Origin of the sequence: Alkalihalobacillus bogoriensis ATCC BAA-922 (genome assembly GCF_000621445.1) — a bacterium.
In the GTDB taxonomy this organism is placed as follows: domain Bacteria; phylum Bacillota; class Bacilli; order Bacillales; family Bacillaceae_F; genus Bacillus_AO; species Bacillus_AO bogoriense.
Genome location: NZ_KK211279.1, coordinates 305,586 through 325,784 on the forward strand (window position 1 = coordinate 305,586; position 20,199 = coordinate 325,784).

Annotated in this window: 24 protein-coding genes; 4 read left to right on the forward strand and 20 right to left on the reverse strand. The window is 34.6% G+C overall.

The genetic code is table 11. The features are described from left to right. Positions 1-46: 46 nt before the first annotated feature. The 3 genes from T323_RS0122495 to T323_RS0122505 all read right to left on the reverse strand — a co-directional run bounded on the left by T323_RS0122495 (position 47) and on the right by T323_RS0122505 (position 2,731). On the reverse strand, positions 47-1,048 hold the full coding sequence (locus T323_RS0122495) for a sensor histidine kinase (RefSeq protein WP_026675290.1): 1,002 nt from the start codon (positions 1,046-1,048) through the stop codon (positions 47-49). Next, entirely contained in the window at positions 1,045-1,749 is a 705-nt protein-coding gene (locus tag T323_RS0122500) for a response regulator transcription factor (protein ID WP_026675291.1), read from the reverse strand. Before T323_RS0122500 ends, T323_RS0122495 begins: the two co-directional genes overlap by 4 nt. Positions 1,750-2,071: 322 nt before the next feature. Further along, positions 2,072-2,731, reverse strand: a complete 660-nt coding sequence (locus T323_RS0122505; protein WP_026675292.1) for a hypothetical protein — start codon at positions 2,729-2,731, stop codon at positions 2,072-2,074. A gap of 111 nt (positions 2,732-2,842) precedes the next feature. Between T323_RS0122505 and T323_RS0122510 the strand changes: the two genes are divergently transcribed. After that, positions 2,843-3,124 (forward strand): spore coat protein, encoded by a 282-nt coding sequence (locus T323_RS0122510; protein WP_026675293.1) that lies wholly within the window; start codon positions 2,843-2,845, stop codon positions 3,122-3,124. Between the two features lie 255 nt (positions 3,125-3,379). Here T323_RS0122510 and T323_RS0122515 read toward each other — a convergent pair whose 3' ends face one another. Together T323_RS0122515 and T323_RS0122520 are read right to left on the reverse strand one after the other, a co-directional pair. Further along, positions 3,380-4,207 carry a DUF368 domain-containing protein gene (locus T323_RS0122515; protein ID WP_026675294.1) on the reverse strand — a complete coding sequence of 276 codons (828 nt, stop codon included), beginning with the start codon at positions 4,205-4,207 and terminating at the stop codon, positions 3,380-3,382. Between the two features lie 327 nt (positions 4,208-4,534). Then, positions 4,535-5,035 (reverse strand): hypothetical protein, encoded by a 501-nt coding sequence (locus T323_RS0122520; RefSeq protein ID WP_026675295.1) that lies wholly within the window; start codon positions 5,033-5,035, stop codon positions 4,535-4,537. Between the two features lie 324 nt (positions 5,036-5,359). Between T323_RS0122520 and T323_RS0122525 the strand changes: the two genes are divergently transcribed. Together T323_RS0122525 and T323_RS0122530 are read left to right on the forward strand one after the other, a co-directional pair. Then, positions 5,360-5,836 carry a CarD family transcriptional regulator gene (locus T323_RS0122525; RefSeq protein WP_035179629.1) on the forward strand — a complete coding sequence of 159 codons (477 nt, stop codon included), beginning with the start codon at positions 5,360-5,362 and terminating at the stop codon, positions 5,834-5,836. Positions 5,837-6,042: 206 nt separating this feature from the next. Continuing rightward, a complete protein-coding gene (locus tag T323_RS0122530) occupies positions 6,043-6,288 on the forward strand; it encodes a hypothetical protein (protein ID WP_026675297.1) in 246 nt (81 codons plus the stop codon). A gap of 73 nt (positions 6,289-6,361) precedes the next feature. On the opposite strand, the gene T323_RS29040 is transcribed toward T323_RS0122530, so the two are convergent. From T323_RS29040 to T323_RS0122550, 5 genes are all read right to left on the reverse strand, one after another. Continuing rightward, positions 6,362-6,505, reverse strand: a complete 144-nt coding sequence (locus T323_RS29040; protein WP_156942515.1) for a hypothetical protein — start codon at positions 6,503-6,505, stop codon at positions 6,362-6,364. Next, positions 6,483-6,851, reverse strand: a complete 369-nt coding sequence (locus T323_RS27475; RefSeq protein ID WP_156942516.1) for a hypothetical protein — start codon at positions 6,849-6,851, stop codon at positions 6,483-6,485. Before T323_RS27475 ends, T323_RS29040 begins: the two co-directional genes overlap by 23 nt. Positions 6,852-7,459: 608 nt before the next feature. Further along, positions 7,460-8,635 (reverse strand): sugar ABC transporter permease, encoded by a 1,176-nt coding sequence (locus T323_RS0122540; protein WP_026675298.1) that lies wholly within the window; start codon positions 8,633-8,635, stop codon positions 7,460-7,462. Positions 8,636-8,647: 12 nt separating this feature from the next. Then, positions 8,648-10,168 carry an ATP-binding cassette domain-containing protein gene (locus T323_RS0122545; protein WP_026675299.1) on the reverse strand — a complete coding sequence of 507 codons (1,521 nt, stop codon included), beginning with the start codon at positions 10,166-10,168 and terminating at the stop codon, positions 8,648-8,650. Between the two features lie 71 nt (positions 10,169-10,239). Continuing rightward, on the reverse strand, positions 10,240-11,397 hold the full coding sequence (locus T323_RS0122550) for a sugar ABC transporter substrate-binding protein (protein ID WP_026675300.1): 1,158 nt from the start codon (positions 11,395-11,397) through the stop codon (positions 10,240-10,242). Positions 11,398-11,636: 239 nt separating this feature from the next. Here T323_RS0122550 and T323_RS27480 point away from each other — a divergent pair, with 239 nt between their 5' ends. Next, a complete protein-coding gene (locus T323_RS27480; protein ID WP_051556681.1) occupies positions 11,637-12,053 on the forward strand; it encodes a YkvA family protein in 417 nt (138 codons plus the stop codon). Between the two features lie 592 nt (positions 12,054-12,645). Here the strand turns inward: T323_RS27480 and T323_RS0122565 are convergent. From T323_RS0122565 to T323_RS29625, 10 genes are all read right to left on the reverse strand, one after another. Beyond that, complete coding sequence (locus tag T323_RS0122565; RefSeq protein ID WP_026675302.1) at positions 12,646-13,071, reverse strand: hypothetical protein; 426 nt, start codon at positions 13,069-13,071, stop codon at positions 12,646-12,648. Between the two features lie 1,389 nt (positions 13,072-14,460). Continuing rightward, positions 14,461-15,222 carry an ATP-binding cassette domain-containing protein gene (locus T323_RS0122575; protein WP_026675304.1) on the reverse strand — a complete coding sequence of 254 codons (762 nt, stop codon included), beginning with the start codon at positions 15,220-15,222 and terminating at the stop codon, positions 14,461-14,463. 233 nt (positions 15,223-15,455) lie between these two features. Beyond that, a complete protein-coding gene (locus T323_RS0122580; RefSeq protein WP_026675305.1) occupies positions 15,456-15,737 on the reverse strand; it encodes a hypothetical protein in 282 nt (93 codons plus the stop codon). A 1,201-nt stretch (positions 15,738-16,938) separates the two neighbouring features. After that, positions 16,939-17,304, reverse strand: coding sequence for a DUF4017 family protein (locus T323_RS29815; protein ID WP_373279355.1), 366 nt, complete (start codon positions 17,302-17,304; stop codon positions 16,939-16,941). Next, positions 17,301-17,600, reverse strand: coding sequence for a PadR family transcriptional regulator (locus T323_RS0122590; protein ID WP_026675307.1), 300 nt, complete (start codon positions 17,598-17,600; stop codon positions 17,301-17,303). Before T323_RS0122590 ends, T323_RS29815 begins: the two co-directional genes overlap by 4 nt. A 145-nt stretch (positions 17,601-17,745) precedes the next feature. Further along, a complete protein-coding gene (locus T323_RS0122595; protein WP_026675308.1) occupies positions 17,746-18,048 on the reverse strand; it encodes a hypothetical protein in 303 nt (100 codons plus the stop codon). Positions 18,049-18,095: 47 nt separating this feature from the next. After that, a complete protein-coding gene (locus T323_RS0122600; RefSeq protein WP_026675309.1) occupies positions 18,096-18,929 on the reverse strand; it encodes an alpha/beta fold hydrolase in 834 nt (277 codons plus the stop codon). A gap of 142 nt (positions 18,930-19,071) precedes the next feature. Continuing rightward, complete coding sequence (locus tag T323_RS29260; RefSeq protein ID WP_169737922.1) at positions 19,072-19,230, reverse strand: hypothetical protein; 159 nt, start codon at positions 19,228-19,230, stop codon at positions 19,072-19,074. 61 nt (positions 19,231-19,291) lie between these two features. After that, positions 19,292-19,984, reverse strand: a complete 693-nt coding sequence (locus T323_RS0122610; protein WP_026675310.1) for a DUF1963 domain-containing protein — start codon at positions 19,982-19,984, stop codon at positions 19,292-19,294. 83 nt (positions 19,985-20,067) lie between these two features. Continuing rightward, a complete protein-coding gene (locus T323_RS29625; protein ID WP_281175759.1) occupies positions 20,068-20,199 on the reverse strand; it encodes a hypothetical protein in 132 nt (43 codons plus the stop codon).

The window sequence follows — 20,199 nt, forward strand, 5'->3', positions numbered from 1 at the left end:
AGCTTGTGTGGCAATCCTTACACTATCGATTATGCTTTCATGAATCTTACATTGATGTAAGGTTTTGTGTTTTGGAAAACACAATGCGAACGCTCGTCCCTTCGCCAACCACCGATTCGAGTTCAAGCCGATGCTCTAATTTTTCTGTGACCTCTTTCACTAAATACAGTCCCATGCCGGTTGATTCGCGATATTTGCGCCCATTCTCACCAGTATAAAATTTTGTAAACACACGCTTTCTATCTGCAGCAGGAATCCCAATCCCATAGTCCTTTACTTCAAGCACCGCTTCCCCTGACCTTTCATAAAGAGAAATCATCATTTGTTTTGATTTTCCGGTCGAATATTTAACCGCATTTTGAACAAGCTGCGTTACGATAAAAAATAGCCATTTCTCATCTGTTTCAACGGTGATTCCTTCTGATTCTTCTTTTAATTGTGGATACACTTCATGTCGTATGTAAAAACGCTTATGGTCACGATTCACTTCATGAATGAGTTCAGCAAGACGAACAGGCTTAATGTGAAAATCCTCTGTAATTGTACGAAGCCTTGCCATATAAAGAACCGTGTTTAACCCTGTTTGGACACGGTCTGTTTCTTCACGAATACTCGATGATTCCGGCTCGTCTAACGACTGAGCTGTTAATTCTATCACTGATAAAGGCGTCTTCATATGATGAACCCAGCGATCCATAAATAATAGATGCTCCTCTTGCTGTTCTTCAGCTTTTTGCAATTGTTCTTGGTATAAGCGATATTGTGACAGAAGCAAACGATCAAGTGCTTCTGATATCGGAGTCCCTTCTGTTGTCTCAAGTGATTCATCTAAGGTTTCCATTGGTTGCTGTAGCTTATCATAAAATCTTCTTCTACTAATAACACGATAAATAAGAAAAGCAGTAAATAACGTCAACGATAAAAACATCGCATACAAACTTAAGCCAAGCTCCCGATACCCATCTAGCCAAAATAATGCTGGAATAAGAACTGATTGCAACACGATCATCACAATCAATGATACATGGTCGCGAAGAAATAGTTTCATCTTTGTCCCTCTTTCCATGTGATACGGAGGCGATAGCCCGCGCCTCTCACCGTTTCGACCGCATCTTCAATTCCAACTTCTTGAAACCTTTTCCGCACACGAGCGATATTCACATTCAACGTATTTTCATCCACATACGCTTGGTCATCCCATAGCTTCTCCAACAAATCCTGGCGCCCCGCTACGCGTGGATAGCGCTCCATCAAACTTTCAATTATGTCTGTTTCTTTTTTCGCTAACGCTAAGACCTCATTTCGAAAATGAAGCTCTAACCGCTCCGGATATAGACACAATCCATCCTGCACAAGCACCCGCTCACCATGCTTTGCCGCATACTCCCCATACGCGCGCCGAAGCTGGCTCCGAATTTTCGCCATCACAATATCAGGATGAAACGGCTTTGTGATAAAATCATCGCCCCCATGTTCAATTGCCCGAACTTGGTCCATCTCCCCTGTCCGCGCTGATATAAAAATAACTGGACAAATCGATTCTTTCCGTATTTGTCGACACCAATAATAGCCATCATAACGTGGTAAATTAATATCTAATAACACAAGATCCGGCTGCTCCACCCGAAATCTTTCCATAATCGTCTCAAAATCATCAGCAATTATTGCCTCAAATCCATATTTCTCAATATGAGAACGCAAATGCTCTGCAATTTTCATATCATCTTCTACAATCAATATTTTTTCCATTTTAACTACTCCTAGCAAAAGACTTTTCCATGAACGACAAGCGTATCATGCCATATTATACCACTTTTAAGGTAAAAACTTAGATACTTATACGTAAGAAAAACGCGGAGCTTCTTTTCTTTTCAAGCGAAGTGCGGAGCCCTGCCCGCCTTTGACAGTGAACCCCAAGTGCTCTTCTTGGGGTGAAACGCGCAGGTGCGGAGCCTTCGCTCTTCTAGAATAAGCTTTCAAAGCTTCGCTGCTAGACCAAAATTTTTATATTCTTATCTTTTAAAAAAAGACCGTACTCATTAAAAGTACCGTCCTCTCTTTGTGTTTAGTATTAGGTAGTGCCTGTACCTCGACTCTGAAAAAGTTGCGTGGCAAATAAAGATAAAATCAACACCAACTCTGACACATTTCCGATTGCTTTGCTTTCAAAAGGAATAGATAGAAGCCCCACTACACCCATCCCTATTAATCCAATGAATAACCATATCCATCTCTGTTTACGCCAAACAATGAGAGAAGCAACAAATATAAAGAAAGTAACAGTCATAATCATGAACGGCCCGGCTGATGAACTGACCCGTTTATAGCTCAATACACCATGTTGCCAAACGGGGTCAAGATTTAAATGAAAAAGAGGAATGGCATCGATTGTAATAATAACCGCTGTCAACACAATCACAACGATGGTTGGCACGCGTTTCTTCGCCAAACTTACCCCTGCCGCTCTTACCGTTTGCCAAGCAAACAAAATGAGCAATGGCGTGAAAAAAGCATGCATCCAATAACGCAAAGCATTGAACAACTCTAATCGTCTACCTTCACCAATATACCGCCCTAGCGCTAAAATACTGTTGTCATACAATAAAGCAGCTGTGACAATTAATAAAAATATAGAAAAAAGTCCCCAGCGCTCCTTGACCGCAACATATAGCCCATAGATTAGTAATCCGGCATAAACAAAAGATAATGAGAAATAAATAGCTGTATCCATTCGAATCACTCGCTTTTTTCAATAGGGTTTCCTTATGTGCGGACATTCATGTAATGTCACATATCCCAACTGGCATTTGCCGGATTCAGTTTTACATAAGGGGTGGATAAAATGGCACAACAAGAACAACGAATCATCATCGAAAAATCAAAACACGTCACTATCGACTTAACCGATACCCACTTTGTCAAACGATTGCAATCCCTCGTCAAATTCGCCAACCACCAAAGCCATCCAGAAGGAGAACTACAAGATGCCGAAATTGATGACTTCTTTCAAGAACGCGAGATTATAATTAAACGAAGCAAGCATGTAAAAATCACTCAAAAACAAATCCAATGGTATAAAGTGTATGAATTTGCTCGCTCTTTGGAACGAGACAAACGGAAATGAGAACATTGCGAGGTGCGGAGATAGCCCCTAGGAACAGAAGGGTCAATCGTAACGGACATACGTTCCGCTATTCATGCAAAAATAGCGATTTTTCTGATCCGTTCGGACATCTGTTCCGCTATTTGCACTAAAATGGCAACGATAACCCTCATTTTGCTAGTTTAACGGAACAGATGTCCGATAGCATCATGGAAACGTCTCTTTTTTGTTAAATAGCGGATCGTATGTCCGTTAGAATCGTGAAACCATGCACTTTTAAAATTTATTGTTTTGAGTTTGCTTTAAAGTGATAATAAAAACAAGACCAGCCAAAAATGTTAGCAATGACACTACGATAGTTGAAGTGCCAACTACACTATCTAAATTATCCAAAATTGCATAAATCGAACCACTAACTAACCCAATCATGGCGGCATACGTTTCTACCGTATAATTTGTTAATAAGTACCGAATAAGCTTACTTGTCAATAGAACTCCTAACACTACACCTGAACCAATCGCTCCTATTATCGGCAAATCAAACGACAGTAATGAAGCCGTTGCTATTTCATATATACCTAATATAGTAAGGATTAAAGCACCACTTATTCCAGGAAGAACAAGAGCTGTACTTGCAATAAACCCTGCAATAGTAAAAAACAGATAATCAGCAATAGATAGATTATTCAAATCTATTTGATTCATGCCACTTAAAAACTGACCGATAACTACAATACTTAAAAACAAGAACATTATTAAATAATGCTTTATGTTAAGTTTGTTTTTGGAATGATTGACTGTTTCTTTCCAAAGATACGGCAAGAATCCTACAATAATACCAATAAAAAACATAAGCGTTGGAGTACGATAATAGCTTAATAAATAGTTGATAATAAAAATAGAGAGCGCGAACCCCACAACCATACCTGTCCCAAATGTAAATAAAAACGGTAAAGCCTCTTTTCTATGTTTTGTTGTTAAAATACTTAATGAATATATTAGTCGTTCGTATATTCCTAAAATCATTGCAACTGTACTGCCACTAATACCAGGAACGGTTTCTGTTATTCCAACCGACATACCTCGAAATAGAATACCAAACATTCTTTTCAACACCTTATTGTTTTTAATTTATGTATACTAATGTGGCTATCAAAATTATAACCTAAATATAGGTTTTCTTTTTCAAAAATCGCGTCAATTTTCTTCGATTATCTCTCCAAACTACCCCATTTTTAAAAAGCAAAGATACATCTTAAAGGGTTCAGTTTTGGGAGGGGAAATGCGAATTTACAAGTTAAATAACGGTGTATTTATCATTCTAATTCCAAACGAATAACACAATAATTGGCATACAAAAACGCACAGATTAATATCTGTGCGTTTTACTCATATTTTCTTTCCTAATTGAACTAACAACTCTTCCTTTATTTAATAATTTTCTTTAACCCTATTTTCTATTTCTTCTATCAAATCACCAATATGATTTGATGAATAATTTAAGATTTTATTCTGGATTTTTTTAGGGAACATTTCTTTAATATCTTCTGGATAGCTTCCCTCACGAGGTATAGAGTGACTTAAAATTTCCAGTGAATCATTATTATGTCCTCTTACACTTAATACGATAGGAACTGACATTCCACTTCCTGTCTCTATGTCTTCATCTTTTTTATAGTATTCTTCAATTAAAGCCCACAAGTAGATTTCGCCTTTATTTTTATCTGATTCTAATATTTCATATGCGACAAATATTTCTCCCCCGAAGTTTGGATTCATTACTTCCTCAGAAAGATATTTTTCAACTATCTGTTCATTGATTTCAGGAATAGATTTATTTTCAAAAGTTGCTGAATCGCCAGCAGTAGAGAAGAAATACATTCCTGTTAGGATAATCATAATAGATAATATACCCAGTAAAAGTTTTTTCAAAATAAACCCTCCCTTTATTTATACGACAAACAACATTAAATTCTCCATCCTAATTAGTTAGACTTTTATACAATGTTCGTTACTTGAATAAAGAATTTTCTTATATTTATCTTAACATTAAATTCCAAATTTTCCTCATAAAAAATTCTGGAATTCACACAGAAATATTGACCTTTCCTTTATTCATAACTTGGGACTCCACCTGTTGTTTTGGCTTTTTCTAACCTCCAAATAAAAATAGTTGACACGAAAATAAAGATTATGATATTATTAAAAATTTGATAAAAATCAACAACCGTGTTACACTTAAAAAGGTTACCATATTTGGAGGTGGATTATTTGTTTCAAATTGGCGATAACATTGTTTATCCAATGCACGGAGCAGGTATAATTAAAGGCATAGAAGAAAAGGAAATCTCTGGTGAAAAACAACTGTATTATGTCATAAAAATGTTAATCGGTAATATGCAAGTCATGATTCCTACTGGTAAAGTATTGAGTTCATGTATACGCCCTGTTACTGACATAATGGCATTAAAACACATCATTCACATTTTTGAGCATGGAGAATCAGAAAGTTTACTGCCGTGGAAACAAAGGTTTAAAGTGAACACAGACAAAATAAAAACGGGTAGCCTACAAGATTGTGCGGAAGTTGTACGTGATTTAACGCGTATGAAAAACGAAAAAGCACTCAATACAAGCGAAAAAAAAATGTTAGATAATGCACATGGATTTTTGATTAGTGAACTAGAACTCATCAAAGGGATTACTGACAATCAAATAAAAAGTTTCTATTAGGTTAATTAAATGAATCGATTCCCCCCAAAAAATATCCTATGATAATGTAATTCTTTTCAAAGCCTTCATTTCACTTCAGTTGTTTCTACAATGTATCTCATTTTTATTACGGATATTTGAAGTTTCTTTTTAGGAAAATCGAATAATCAAAAGAAAAACCGTCCAGGATAAAAAACGACAGGAAATACTATTGGAGGTGGTGTCTAGTGCTATGGAGTTTAGCACCATATATCATTGCTCTCTGCTCTATTTTAATTAGCATTTATGTTTTTAAAGCGGTGCCGAGAAAACGATATTTTTGGTCTTCTCTTGCATTATCAGGGATTAACCTTTTGGGAGGTTCGCTTCTTGCGATTGGGATTAACTATATTGTAGGGTTCGTTTTATTAATTCTTCCGTTATCCATTATGTTAAGTGGATTTTATAAAGAGAGGAAATCTCATTCACGATAGTTTAAAGAGCCAAAGAATGCATGTTACTGCATCCTCTGGCTCTTTTTTGTTCATTTAACTACGACCAAAACATTTATTCATATTTTGCATACCAAGCATCCATCCACTCTCTCCAGTTTTCTAATTGATGAACTTCTTCTACAGTTTTTCCGTCTAATGAAAAAGGAAGAGCTCCATCCTTTTCTGAATCTCCATTAGGAATAGATACCCCCCCCAATTGGTGTTCCATCAACGAGAAAAACTTCGACATTTACCTCTTTGGAATCTGCATTTGATAACGGATGGTTATCCACAGCAAATTGTTCTGTCTCTACTTGTTTATTTAAATATAAGTCTGGGTCAACAGATTGGACAGTCCAATGAGTCACAGATGGCATTTCAACCAATCTCTCTTTTGTTAGTTGATATGAGTGACCAGCACCATTATAGGATGTTATGTTATATCCTTTTTCACTAAGAAACTCCTCAGCTACTTTTTGATTTTCACTTTTACTTTCGTTTGAGCATCCGACTAAAGCAAAAAGTAAGAGAACCACTACTGCGACACCTATTGTTTTTTTCATTGCATGACACAGCCTTTCAATACAAAATAGCATAGATTCGTCAGCATCTCCCCTTGTCTAACGAGATAACTTCCCTTTTTGAACTCTTGTATTACCAATTGTTCCGTAAGCGCCAGCTGCTGTGCTTCATTTAACGAGTAAATTTCGTTAAATATTTCATGAGGATTTCTTTCATGAATTTTTACTCCTTTTGCAGAGATGGGTTGGTTGTTTCGTTTGTTATCATTATAATATCATTTCCACAGACTAGAAAATGTGAAACTTTCTGTAAATTCTATATGATGGTGATGTAGCAGTTAATCATAACGGACATACGTTCCGCTATTTCATAGAAAACTAGCCTTTTTCATTTTTTATCGGACACCAGTTCCGTTATTTGCCCCAAAACCGCACCATTCGCCCTCGTTTTGCCGGTTTAACGGAACAGATGTCCGATAGCCTCCAGCAAACGTTACTTTTTCTTAAAATAGCGGTTCATATGTCCGTTAGAATCGTCATACCGATTCTAGCTTTATAAATGCAACCTAACCATAACCTTCCACCACTCTACCAATCAAAAAAAGAGAAAGCCCATAAGGCTCTCTCCTCTCCCTCCGATTTCACGACACTTACGCTCTTTGTCTTCGCGTCATAACATCAAAGATTACAGCTAACGCGAGCACTCCGCCTCGAATCATATACTGTGAGGCAATTCCGACTCCCATCAAATTCATTCCATTTGTTAATGTTGCCATAACAAGGGCACCGATGACAGCACCTGTGACTTTACCGACTCCACCAGCAGCGGATGCGCCACCGACGAAAGCAGCAGCAATGGCATCAAGTTCAAATAATGTACCTGCTGTTGTTGTCGCTGATTGCAAGCGCGATGTAAATAAAATCCCAGAAAGCGCAGCAAGCATCCCCATTGAACCAAACACCATAAACGTAATTTTACTAACGTTAATACCACTAAGGTGAGCGGCTTCAGGGTTACTTCCTACAGCATAAATATGTCTTCCGATAACTGTTTTCGTTGTAATGAAATGATAGACAAGGACAACGACCATAATAATAATAACAGTCCATGAGAATCCATTATACCCCGCTAAAAGCCATGTAATATAACCAATAATTGCTGAGACAAAAGCCAATTGAATCACAAACAGTGGTTTTGATACGACTTCAAAATTATACTTCAATTTTTTTCTTCGGTTTGAAATCGAGCTATAAATGTAAAATAAAATCGAAGCTGCCCCAATTAACAAGGATAGAAGATGTAATCCTCCTACCTCCATAATCGACGGAATGTATCCGTTCCCGATTGCGTTAAACGCTGGGTCATTGATGATGATTGTTCCTGTATCTTCCGTCACTAACAGAATGGCACCACGATAAATTAACCAACCTGCTAGTGTCGCAACAAACGCTGGAATCCCAACTTTTGCTACAAGAAATCCTGTAATGGAACCTGCACAAATACCTAAAATAAGAATAATAGGAATAACAATATATACTGGTACGCCGTAGTGCATTAATAAGATAGCTGCCACTGCACCGAGAAAACCTGCTAAAAATCCAATGGATAAGTCGATATGACGGATGACAATAACGAGCATAACCCCAACTGCTAATACTGCAATATACCCTGCTGAGTCTAATAGGTTACTAATATTTCGAGACGTTAAAAATAATCCATCCGTTAAAATAGTAAAAGTAATCATAATAACAATTAAGGCAATGTACATACCATAATCACGAATATTGTGTTTAATTAAATCTTTCGCTTCAATGAGCAATTTCATTTGACTAACCTCCTATTGCGTTGCAAGCTCCATAATCTTTTCTTGGTCCGCGTCTTTCGCTAATAATTCCCCTTTAATTTTTCCTTCTGCCATAACATACACTCTATCGCTCATTCCGAGAACCTCACCTAACTCTGAGGAAATCATTATAATGCTCATGCCATTTTTTATGAGTTCATTCATGACCGTATAAATTTCAAACTTAGCCCCAACGTCAATTCCACGCGTCGGTTCATCTAAAATTAATAGTTTCGGACCAACAAATAGCCATTTTCCTAACGATACTTTTTGTTGATTTCCTCCACTTAAATTCCCAACACGTTGTTGAATCGATGGGGTTTTGATGCCAAGTGATGTTTTGTAAGATTCCGCTACTTTTATTTCCTCATTTTCGTTAACAACGCCAAGTGAGGTAATTTGATTTAAATTTGCGGTTGAGATATTCTTTTTTATATCTTGTAATAAGAATAACCCATCCCCTTTTCTATCTTCTGTCACATAAGCAATTCCAGCTTTAATGGCTTCACTTGTATGTTTAAAGTGAGCAGGTTTTCCTTCTAACAACATATTTCCTTTTAGGTCATATTTGGCGGCGTTTCCGAAAATGCTGAGTGCTAACTCTGTTCTTCCAGCCCCCATTAAACCAGCAATTCCAACGATTTCTCCTTTTTTCACATGAATGTTAACGTCTTTGGCAACATGACGTCCTAATTGTGGGTCATAAACACTCCAGTTGACTAACTCAAGGATTTTATCGCCAAATTCCTGCTTCTCTCGCTTCGGATAGATTTCCTTAATTTCACGCCCAACCATGTTTTTAATAATGGCTTCCTCTGTAATTTCTCCTTTGGAGGCATCCAACGTACAAATCGTTTCGCCATCCCTTAGTACCGTTGCTTTATCTGCAATAGCAATTACTTCTTTTAATTTGTGGGAAATCATGATGGAAGTAATTCCTTGTTTCTTCAATTCTCGTAATAACTCTAATAAATTTTCACTATCATCTTCATTAAGCGCAGCAGTTGGCTCATCTAGAATGAGAAGCTTCACTTCTTTACTTAACGCTTTTGCGATTTCTACAAGCTGTTGTTTTCCAACACCTAAATCTTTAATTAATAACTCTGGATTCACTTTTAAATTCACTTTTTCTAGCATTTCTTTCGACTTAACGACCACTTCGTTCCAATTCAAAACACCACGACTTGCAATTTCATTACCGATAAATATATTTTCATACACTGTCAAATCTGGGAATAACGCTAGCTCCTGATAAATAATAACGATCCCAGAGTCGACGCTATCACTAATTTTGTTAAACTGTTGTACCTTGCCATTAAAAACAATATCGCCTTCATAATTTCCATAAGGATAAACCCCACTTAACACTTTCATAAGCGTTGATTTCCCGGCACCATTTTCTCCAACTAAAAAGTGAATTTCTCCTCTTTCCACTTTGAAATTCACATTAGAAAGGGCCTTTACTCCTGTAAACTCTTTTGAAATATTGTTCATTTCTAAAATATAATCACTCATTATTAGGCCTCCCTTACCAGACTACAATGAATTAATAGTGTTAGACTGATGTCTAACACTATTAATTTTAATTATTCTAATCCAGTAAACTGACTAGCTTCATAGTATCCAGAGTCAATAAGTTCACTTTTCACGTTCTCTTGATCTACTACGATAACATTGGTTTGTTTTGCACTTACATCAACATTTCCGTTGTTATAGCTACCTGTCGTTTCTGGCGTTTTACCATCTAGAACATCAATGGCCATACCAATTGCATCTTGTACTAATGTACGAACATCTTTAAACACTGTCATCGATTGTTTCCCATCGATAATGTACTGAATTGAAGCAATTTCAGCATCTTGGCCAGTAATAAAATAACTTGTGATTTCATTATCTGCAGCAAATACATCGGCAATTGAACGAGCCGTACCATCATTCGGTGCTAGGATTGCAACATCACCTTTTAAATCATCACTAGCAGCTGTTAATTGTGTTTGTGCTTTGTTAATCGCCTCACTAGGATCCCAGTTTGTTGTAACCTGCCCAAGGATACGACCATATTCCTCACGAGTTAAGTCAGCTTTTGCTTGTAATGCTTCTGCTTCACTAGAGTTAGCAATAACAAACGTTCCATCTGCAATTTTCGGTTGAAGTACTTTCCATGCTCCTTCAAAGAATAAAAATGCATTATTATCAGAAGAGGCACCAGCATATAGATATAACGGAATTCCTGTTCCATTTGCATTATCAATTAAATATTGTCCTTGCGCTTCTCCTACCGCAATACTGTCAAATGTTACATAGTAATCAACTGCATCTGTATCTGTAACAAGGCGATCGTATGAGATAACTGTAATTCCTTCTGCTTTTGCTGCGGCTACAGATGAAGCAGCTGCTGCACCATCATGTGGAGCAATGATTAATACATCTACTCCTCTATTGATTAAAGTTTCCACGTTTTCTCTTTCATTAGCTGAAGAACCTTGACTGAATAAGATTTCTGTATTGTATTCTGATTCAGCAAGTGCTGCTTTGAATCTTTCTTCATCTTGCACCCATCTCGGCTCATCTCTTGTTGGTAAAACAATCCCAACTTCTACTCCACCGCTGTTTCCTTTACTTGCACTACTTTCGCCACTGTCATTACTTCCCCCACCTGTTTCATTTGAACTACCACATGCTGTCATAAACATCATTAGTAGTCCGATGAACAATACGGAAATTAATTTAATTTTCTTGTTCATTTTTTTGTATCCCCTTTCAACATTTCAATGTAATAGCTTACATTTCAAATATACCAATGTATACGTTTACTGAAAACGCTTGCTTATGGTACTTTTTTTGCTTTCATCTGTACTTTTTTAATGTCTTCAGTCTATTAAATAAAAAAAGGAGGGAATTGTAATTTTATGCTAATATGAATGTATTGGTAGTGGACCGTTGTTCTTAAACGATGAGATAGTGATAAAGGAAGAGGGTCTGTATGGAGAAAATAAAGGCTTGGGCAAAAAAAATAAAACAACAACTCTTTGTTCTTTACTTCGCGTATAAAGATGAAAGAGTACCTTGGTATGCTAAGGTGTTTACAATTTGTGTCGTAGCGTACGCGTTCAGTCCCATTGATTTAATACCTGATTTCATACCAATCCTTGGTTATGTAGATGATGTTATTTTAGTTCCATTGGGCATACTGCTTGCATTAAAGATGATACCGAATGAAGTCATATTAGAATGTGAAGTTAAAGCAAAAGAAATGATTAATAGAAGGAAGCCCCAAAATTGGATTGTAGGTTCACTTATCATTCTGTTATGGAGCATTATTATGTTTTGGGTTATTTTAAAAGTTTTTCAGTTATTCAGTCAACTAAGAGAGAACAGGATTGAAATACTTTTTATATGATTTGCATACAGTGCAATATATGGACAATATCCGTGACAAAGAAATCACTTTTAAATATTATTTTGTTTCGCTGATAAAACAGAAAAAACTAATATTAATGCACAAAAACATAGTCTCTTCGACTCTAATGAAAATCCATTTAGATTTTCCAGTAATTCAGTTGTCTCCAAGTTTTTATGCAATTCTGTGTTTTGTTTTTATGACATAAAAAAACTCCTCAAAGTCTGATTTGAAGAGTTTTACTCAAATTCTATTACTAACTAAAACGTGGTGGTTATTTGACACTCATCCTGAAAACACAGTACTTTACTGCTCTTATCGGTTTCTATTTTTAAAAGAGATATTGAAAAGGAAATAAATGAGTATTCCGAATAAGAAAGAAATTAAACTCCCAAATCCTGTTGCATTAGATATAAAGTTGTTATCTACTATTTCTATCATATAAAGTTCGTAGTTTAAAAAAGTAGGATTTGAGCTAAAATAAGAATAGTCAAATAGTATTAAGATAATAGGTGTTAAAAATACAACAAATAAATATAGCAGCAAAAAACTAATTCCGCTTGATACATATTTAAAAAATGCACGCATAGTATCACTCCTCCGTTTCTAAATTTAGTAGTATATTCTTGCCATCTGGAAAACAAGGCAAAATGAATGCAAAATTTAAAATAGATAAAAATACTAGTAATCCTATTATTGGACCATCGAAAAGTATATAAATAGAAAAACATACGATAATGGGAAAGAACACCCCTGCACTTGCAACAATAATATTCTTTATCCTGCTTTTGAAGCGAGGATGTTGAACTTCAATTGAATTGGCGGTTATTTTTATACGAAAATCCTGCCACTCTCTATCCTCTGTTCGATTTAATAATATCACCGTTAATAAATGCCCTAACTCATGTAAAAAGATTATAATAATGGACCCAATCAGCAACTGACTTATAAAATGCTCAAAAGTGAAAGTAATCACAGAGATGATAGATATTATGAAGAATCCAATTAAACCTATCATCGAACCACTGGCCGCCTTATATATGATTGTGTTATTAGTAGTAAGATAATACCTGATAAGACAATATAAATCGTGTTAACATATGTCAGGTTATTTAGAGTATAATGAAGTATCGTATCAAAGAGTCCGATTGAGACAACTAGACCCAGCATTAAAAAAATCTTGTTGAATTGATTGAGTACAAAAACATAGCCAATAAAAATAGAAAATAGTGTAACAAAAAGCACCTTCGGTATAAAATAAAATGAAAAATTATATGGCATGTTAATAATTAACGACATTATTGATGTAAAGAGAACAAATAATATAAAATTATTAACGAAGAAAATGAAACTTCTTGAAAGGAAATAATCATATAAAGAAAAATTCAAGTTATAAATAACGATTTTATTATTATGATAATTTGCCCCCATCATTATAGGGAATATAATCAACACTTCAACTAAACCGAAATTGACGATAAGGCCATAGATACTTAAAAAGTTTGTGGAGCTTAGAGCATAGTACAAAAACACAGTAATGATGACTAAGAAAAAATATAGTACAAGCTGCTCACTGAGAAACTTTCCTCTGATTAAATATATGATTTCCAACACCGAATTTTTTAAAAAGTTATTTTTTATTTTTTTAAAATCCACCATTTTCCCCAATGACCTACTAGTTGACTCTTCTCGCTTACGGAAATGATGTATTAAATAAATAGAAGAAAGCACTCTGAAAATGACATATGTGAGGGTAAATACACCACCCAAAATCCCAATTATGACTAATACACTCAGAAAATCGAAATTAATAGGAAAAAAAATAACTAACTGATAACTAATGGAGGAAATAAGTATTAGGCTAATAAAAAACATTACATAATGAATTGGATGATTCCTACATATCACCATACTCCCCATCCAAACAGTCAACACCAACAAAAAGATGAGAGAGCAAGATAACAAGGAGACGAATGAAAAATATAATAAATTGTCTACTTTTCCAAATATAAAGTAATTGACAATCGAAATAGGTAGTATAGCTAAAAATACTAGCAAAATATGAAAGGTAAAGATAAAAAAATTGCTCCCAAGTATAAAATGATGGGCTTTTAATCTAGAATTATAAAAAAAGTTTATGAACGAAAGTCCTTTTAACTTATCTTTTGTTAAATAGATGAATAATGTTGATAAAACCGTGGAGATTCCTAATATTGCCAGATATTTTCTATTTAGAACCTCTTCATATCTTAAGGCAGTTTCAGTTGAACTCTGAATTGAAATGGAGACATAGATTAAATATATAAGTGCTAAAAACATAAATAAAGCTAAACTTTGTGGCTTATTTTCCATAATCATTTTTTTTGTTCTATAAACTAAAGCAGGTTTTTCCAAATGTATAATCATTTTATAAACTAAGTTCATGAATCAAACCCTCTATTTCTTGATAATATTCCTCATTAACAGATTGATAAATACTCTCTAAATCAAACGTTCCAAATTTCTTAATTAACTCTTGTATACTACTATTTAATAGTTCATTTCCATTTCTAATAATGATAATATGGTCCATTAAATTTTCTCCAAAACTTAAGTTATGTGTGGAAAGAAGAATTCCAGTTCCTTTTCCCTTGACTACTTGTAATACTTTTTTCAAAATAATTACCATATCGGGGTCCAATCCATTTGTCGGCTCATCAAAAACAACATACTTTGGTTTCCAACATAAATGGCTAACAATTTGAACCTTTTTTTTATTTCCGTAAGATAAGTCACCTATTGGAACTTTCAAATATTTACCAATCTCAAACAATTTAATTAATCTCTCTAAATAACTTTCATCCACCACCTTCGATTGCATGCTTTTAATCAGATTGAAATATTCATACGGGGTTAGAAATTCATATAAAGCAGCGTGATCAGAAATGTATGAGATGTTTTTTTTCATAAAATTTATACTCTCTGAGTCTTTATATGATATGTTTGTATCTTCAATGCTACAATTACCTTTGTATTCTGTTAATCCTAGTAATGACTTTATAATAGTTGTTTTTCCAGAACCATTATGACCTAGTAATAATGTTACCTTACTAGGAGCTATTTTTAACTTAATATCAGATAGCTCAAATGTATTTCCATATTTTTTTTGGTCAATGTTAAGTAAAATCATATTTGCCCCCAGTAAAAATAAATTTAAAGGAAAGAATCTATTAACAGAAGTTGATATGCCTGAACCTGCGATCCTCCTGGCGCGCCCCTATCTAACAATCACCCACACCCAAGAACGAAGAGGGGAAAACTTACTGTTCGCCCGCGGAAAAGCGATTCAATGATGGCATATCAACCCATTACCACGGATTCAGGCTACATAGTATAGCCCTCAGATTGTGAAAGGAATAAGAATCATTCACAAGCTATCTTAAAACCAAACCCCAAGAAGTAGAATTCACCAGTAAATTTCCTATCTACCAGTGCGCAAGCTGCAGTGAATGCTGCAATGACCACAACAGCAAGAATAACAATTTTCCAAATAACTGCATTTCTTTGCATGTTTTCATCCATCTTGTAGTTATTGGGCTCTGCTGCTAACGAACTGATAAATTGATTCATCTGAAAAATGATAGAAAGATAGATGTTTAACAAGATGTTAGAGTATGTGATGCGATTTAAACTGCTCCCTTCCAAAATGTTCACCTCCCTCATTTTTTAACTTTTTTGTGAAATCTTGATTCGTTTTAAATGTTAGCACCTATAATAATCGGAGTGTATAGTCTATTTGTCATTTTTTCAAAATAAAGTGCCAGATACTTTGTTCAATTATTTTTGTAGCTGGGGTTTAAGTTTTCTGTAATCCCTAATTTATTCCAACATAAAGTCACACAAGGAAATCACCTAGAGTTAGTAGACACTTCGCTGAACTGCTCATAAGAAACGTTCTAAAAGCACCAAGTAATATTTCACTGTTTTTCGTGTTTAGCATGCACAAAAGTAGAATGACTAGTAAATAAATAGGAGGAATTAGAGAGACTTCCGAGAATTGAGATGGGAATACCGATATATTATCGACTATGTGCGTTGAAGAAGAATTGATTATTTTTTAGTGAGAGATATTAGTCATTAACCCAACTTTTTTCACCTACTCTGAAAGCTTGTTCCAAGGCTATAACATTAATTATGAGAAAGGAAAAAAAGAATTGAAATAAAACAATATACACGTTCTTAATTGCACTATTGTATAGGAATCATATTGGTTAATTCCTTTTTCATAATGCCAATTTAAAAGTAATTCACCCCATCCTCATATGACTTGGTTGATTCTTTCATCCTGGTAATTCGTATCGACATTCTAATTTTTCCTAGTTAGTTGTTTCAATTCGTACTTGAAGTTTTCTATCGATTTTTTGATGTAAATTTGCTATATATAATACTATTTGACAATCTTAATAAAAGAGGAAACCTTGGAACCTCATTGTAATCTCAATCGGTCTTATCATTTCGTTATTGTTTCATTGACACTCCACCCTAACCTTCCTTCTATAAACTTTGTTAAAGACTACATGCCTAGTTTCGCCGACATCTGGATTTTGACCAAACTGATGCAGACATACGAATATTTAACAGGACGGAATTCGCGGTTTTCAAGCTCTTGCATTACCATTAATTTTAAATATTTAAAAATAAAACTAATACCTTATGGTCGTTAAAAAAGAGAGCAGTTATTTGTTTATTCGTCTACGTGATACATGAGTAACCCTATAATCCGTGAGAGCGTAGTGGTAAGTAACTTGTCATCGGTACATTTCAATTGCAACAATCCTACTTAAAAGCTCACCATAAAAAAAGCGATTGTCGTGTCACCCACAATAATCGCTTCGCCTTTCGTTTTTTATTTTGTTTTCAAGATCTTATTTCGCAGAGAAAGCAGGAAAAATACGAGTATAAATGCAGGAATCGCATAAACTTGACCAACTAACAGTTTCCAATAGATTTCGTTATATCCTTCTGATGCAGGTATTAATAACGTTAAACATAGGACAATTGCATAAATGAGAACTGAATATAGGATAGTACCCACGAAACCGACCTTCTTTCCATTTTTAAAAGTGAACTCATCTAACCAAACTAAAGCAAAATGTTTCAATAAATCTAAAACCATTCGAACTCCTCTAACGTTTGATTTAGAGTGTGTATATGAAAATTCTTCCTCATATCGTTCACGCCAGCTTTTCGGATATAATTTTAGCCACTTCATAATAATCCTAACCTCCTGTTTCCTATTGTTATAATTCTCTCCATCATATTTAATTGATCTTGAAGAAATTGTTTTCCTTGCATAGTCAGTTCGTAAGGTCTTCGTTTTTTATCCCCTTCAAGTGCTTTTATGTATCCTTTATCTTCTAATCTTTTTAAAGCCCCATATAATGTTCCAGCTCCCATTGAGTACTGATAATTGACCTCAATATCCTCCATAATGAGGTAACCATGTTTAGAGCTTTCCGCCAAACTTGTTAGTATTAGCAAAGTAGGGTCCATTTGTTGTTTCGCCATTGTCTCCTCCTTTTTATTACGCTCTGCGATATATCGTATAGTGTAATAATAATTCAAAAAAATAGGAATGTAAACATAATTTTACTGTTGCTAATACAATAAACTATAGGTTTTTTTCGTTCGCCCCGTTAGAAGATATTTAATTTCATTGCTGAACTTCTTTTCTGCTCTTATATTTATTAACGATAAATTTCGTTATGAAGTAAATGACGGCTACATTCAATACAAAACTGAGAGGGTTAATTAATAAGCCAGCATTTCCAGAGAAAAAATTCGTTGCAAACCAAGGACTGTTAGGTTCTATTTGATAAATTGTTATAGTAGTAAAAGGATGGCCATACGTATACCGTCCCATGCCATCACTTAAAAAGCTACTCGGAATTAATAAAATTGTTACACCACAAACAATTAGACTAAATGCTAACAGTTGGTTATTCAGTTGTTTCATTTCATTACCTCCTTTCTCTAGGAATACTGCTACATCTGGACAATAAACTATAAAGTTGACTGAACAAATTGTTTGAATTTCCCTACCTCCTCAACAAAAGGATAATGGTTACTTCTTTCAAATGTTGTAAATTTTGCACCTGGTATTAAGTTGGCAATTTCTACTCCATATTTATATGGGCATTGCGCATCGTATTTGCCCGAATAAATATAACTTGGAATCGTTATGTTAACTAATGATTCTCTTAAATCAAAAGTTGGAATTTCTTTTTTTATAAAATATTCAAGACGGGCACCAACTGTTTTACCACTACTCGGAATTTGTAACGCCTTTTTAAGTTTTCCTTCTGAATAAAATGACATTTTACTCCATTCATAACTTAATCGTTTACGAGTTTCAATTGGAGTTGTTACATCATTTAATTGTTGAATAATCTCCATTACACGAGGGTAATTTGAGTTTTTATTACAATATATGCAATCTTCATCTGAACTATATTCTTTACTTGCTGCGGCTCCTCCTGCAACCATTTTTGTTAGGGAAGTTGGTGCTAATATAGAATATTTTAAAGCAAGCATTCCCCCTGTTGAATGCCCTGCAAAACCCCATTTTTCATAACCTAAGGCTATTCTAATAGCCTCTAAATCCTTCACCGAATTATACATACTAAACTGTTCTGCTGTTTCTGCCTCGACAGAATTGCCACAGCCACGAAGATTGATTAAGTATACTCGGTAGAATGATGTAAATGGATTGGCAAAAGTGTGACCACGCTCGTCAAAGGCACTATATAAATGAGTTATGCACAAAGGTTCACCGTTCCCTGATACAAACAATTCAAATTTCCCTCTATCCGTATCAATAAGCATCTTCTCCCACATTCTTTTTCTCCTTTATTTCTATTCTATTGATCTATGCTCAAAATCACTTGAATAAGTAAATTTTACCACTATCTACCTTTTATAAAAAGGAAAAAAACCTAGTTTACTAAGCAACTAGGTTCACATTAATAAGACTCTTTTATTAAATTTTCTTCTTAGCTAAAAAATATGAGCTACTCCCCATTAATATCCCTCCACTAACACCAAGCAATGTTCCGATTAAGACCCAGTGAACGGATAAGTAAATACCTAACAATAACATGAATAATCCTATAAAAAGTAAAACTATCCCTCTTTTCATTTTTCTATTCCACCCCTTATTCATATTTCATCCTAACAATCGGTTAATTCAAAATCGTTAGTTAATAAAAGTCACAGTATACAATCCAATCCTGTTTTTCTTGATTGAAGAAAAAATAGAAACTCCCACTATCAACTATGTTGAATTGTGCCTTTTCATCTGAACTTATTTGAAACACAAATGAGTAATCTTCTCCAAAAGAGACTCCACTTTGAGTGAATGAAGGATATCCCCCAACTTTATGAGTGGAATATATCTTTTCAACAATATCTTCGTAATATTCCATACCTTCATCTGATTCAAGCCGTGTTATTGCATTTTCAATGTCGGGAGCAATGCTATCAGAATCTTCCCAAGAAGGTGCATCATTATTGATAATTAACGGGGTTAAAGGAAATGATTTTATCTTCAAAGATTGTTTATTGATTTTTTGTAATCCATCTAAATGCGTATAACAATTTATCTTAAAATAAGAAACTAAATTATCCTTATTTAGATTATTAAAAACGTTAAAATCCATATAAACTGTTATTAATTGGTATCTATTCAACTCCCTGGGTACATAGGGGAGTTGATTTAAAAATATAGTGAAGATTGGATCATAATTAGATGAATAGGTCTCTGCTTCTCTTTCTTTTCCCCATAAAACCTTCCCAATCCAGCTTTCTCCTAATTCCTCTGTTGGTCGGAATCCACCTGTTTGAAAAATTGTAGCTTGTTTATATAACGCATCTTTGATTTTTGTAATATTCAACAAATATCTCACCAAATATATATATTCTAGAACAAAATCAAAAGACCTTTATATATATTTTGGCATTAAAAAGCCAATTATTCCTACCCGCGAAACGGTAGTAACTCCCTTATTCCATGAACAATTGTGTTAATTCCTATAAACTTTACAGCCATGATTGCTAATATAATTATAATACTTACTAATACCCCAGCTTTTTCACCAGATTTTCGCAT

Coding starts and splice junctions, on each gene's coding strand:
- T323_RS0122515 (WP_026675294.1), bottom strand. CDS start 4,207: ATGTTTGGTATTCTATTTCGAGGTATGTCGGTTGGAATAACAGAAACC.
- T323_RS0122545 (WP_026675299.1), bottom strand. CDS start 10,168: ATGAGTGATTATATTTTAGAAATGAACAATATTTCAAAAGAGTTTACA.
- T323_RS0122575 (WP_026675304.1), bottom strand. CDS start 15,222: ATGATTTTACTTAACATTGACCAAAAAAAATATGGAAATACATTTGAG.
- T323_RS0122565 (WP_026675302.1), bottom strand. CDS start 13,071: ATGATAGGTTTAATTGGATTCTTCATAATATCTATCATCTCTGTGATT.
- T323_RS0122540 (WP_026675298.1), bottom strand. CDS start 8,635: ATGAAATTGCTCATTGAAGCGAAAGATTTAATTAAACACAATATTCGT.
- T323_RS0122510 (WP_026675293.1), top strand. CDS start 2,843: ATGGCACAACAAGAACAACGAATCATCATCGAAAAATCAAAACACGTC.
- T323_RS0122590 (WP_026675307.1), bottom strand. CDS start 17,600: ATGGCGAAACAACAAATGGACCCTACTTTGCTAATACTAACAAGTTTG.
- T323_RS29260 (WP_169737922.1), bottom strand. CDS start 19,230: ATGAAAAGAGGGATAGTTTTACTTTTTATAGGATTATTCATGTTATTG.
- T323_RS0122495 (WP_026675290.1), bottom strand. CDS start 1,048: ATGAAACTATTTCTTCGCGACCATGTATCATTGATTGTGATGATCGTG.
- T323_RS29625 (WP_281175759.1), bottom strand. CDS start 20,199: ATGCGAAAATCTGGTGAAAAAGCTGGGGTATTAGTAAGTATTATAATT.
- T323_RS27475 (WP_156942516.1), bottom strand. CDS start 6,851: ATGAAAAAAACAATAGGTGTCGCAGTAGTGGTTCTCTTACTTTTTGCT.
- T323_RS0122505 (WP_026675292.1), bottom strand. CDS start 2,731: ATGGATACAGCTATTTATTTCTCATTATCTTTTGTTTATGCCGGATTA.
- T323_RS0122600 (WP_026675309.1), bottom strand. CDS start 18,929: ATGTGGGAGAAGATGCTTATTGATACGGATAGAGGGAAATTTGAATTG.
- T323_RS29815 (WP_373279355.1), bottom strand. CDS start 17,304: ATGAAGTGGCTAAAATTATATCCGAAAAGCTGGCGTGAACGATATGAG.
- T323_RS0122500 (WP_026675291.1), bottom strand. CDS start 1,749: ATGGAAAAAATATTGATTGTAGAAGATGATATGAAAATTGCAGAGCAT.
- T323_RS27480 (WP_051556681.1), top strand. CDS start 11,637: ATGGAGAAAATAAAGGCTTGGGCAAAAAAAATAAAACAACAACTCTTT.
- T323_RS0122595 (WP_026675308.1), bottom strand. CDS start 18,048: ATGAAACAACTGAATAACCAACTGTTAGCATTTAGTCTAATTGTTTGT.
- T323_RS0122550 (WP_026675300.1), bottom strand. CDS start 11,397: ATGAACAAGAAAATTAAATTAATTTCCGTATTGTTCATCGGACTACTA.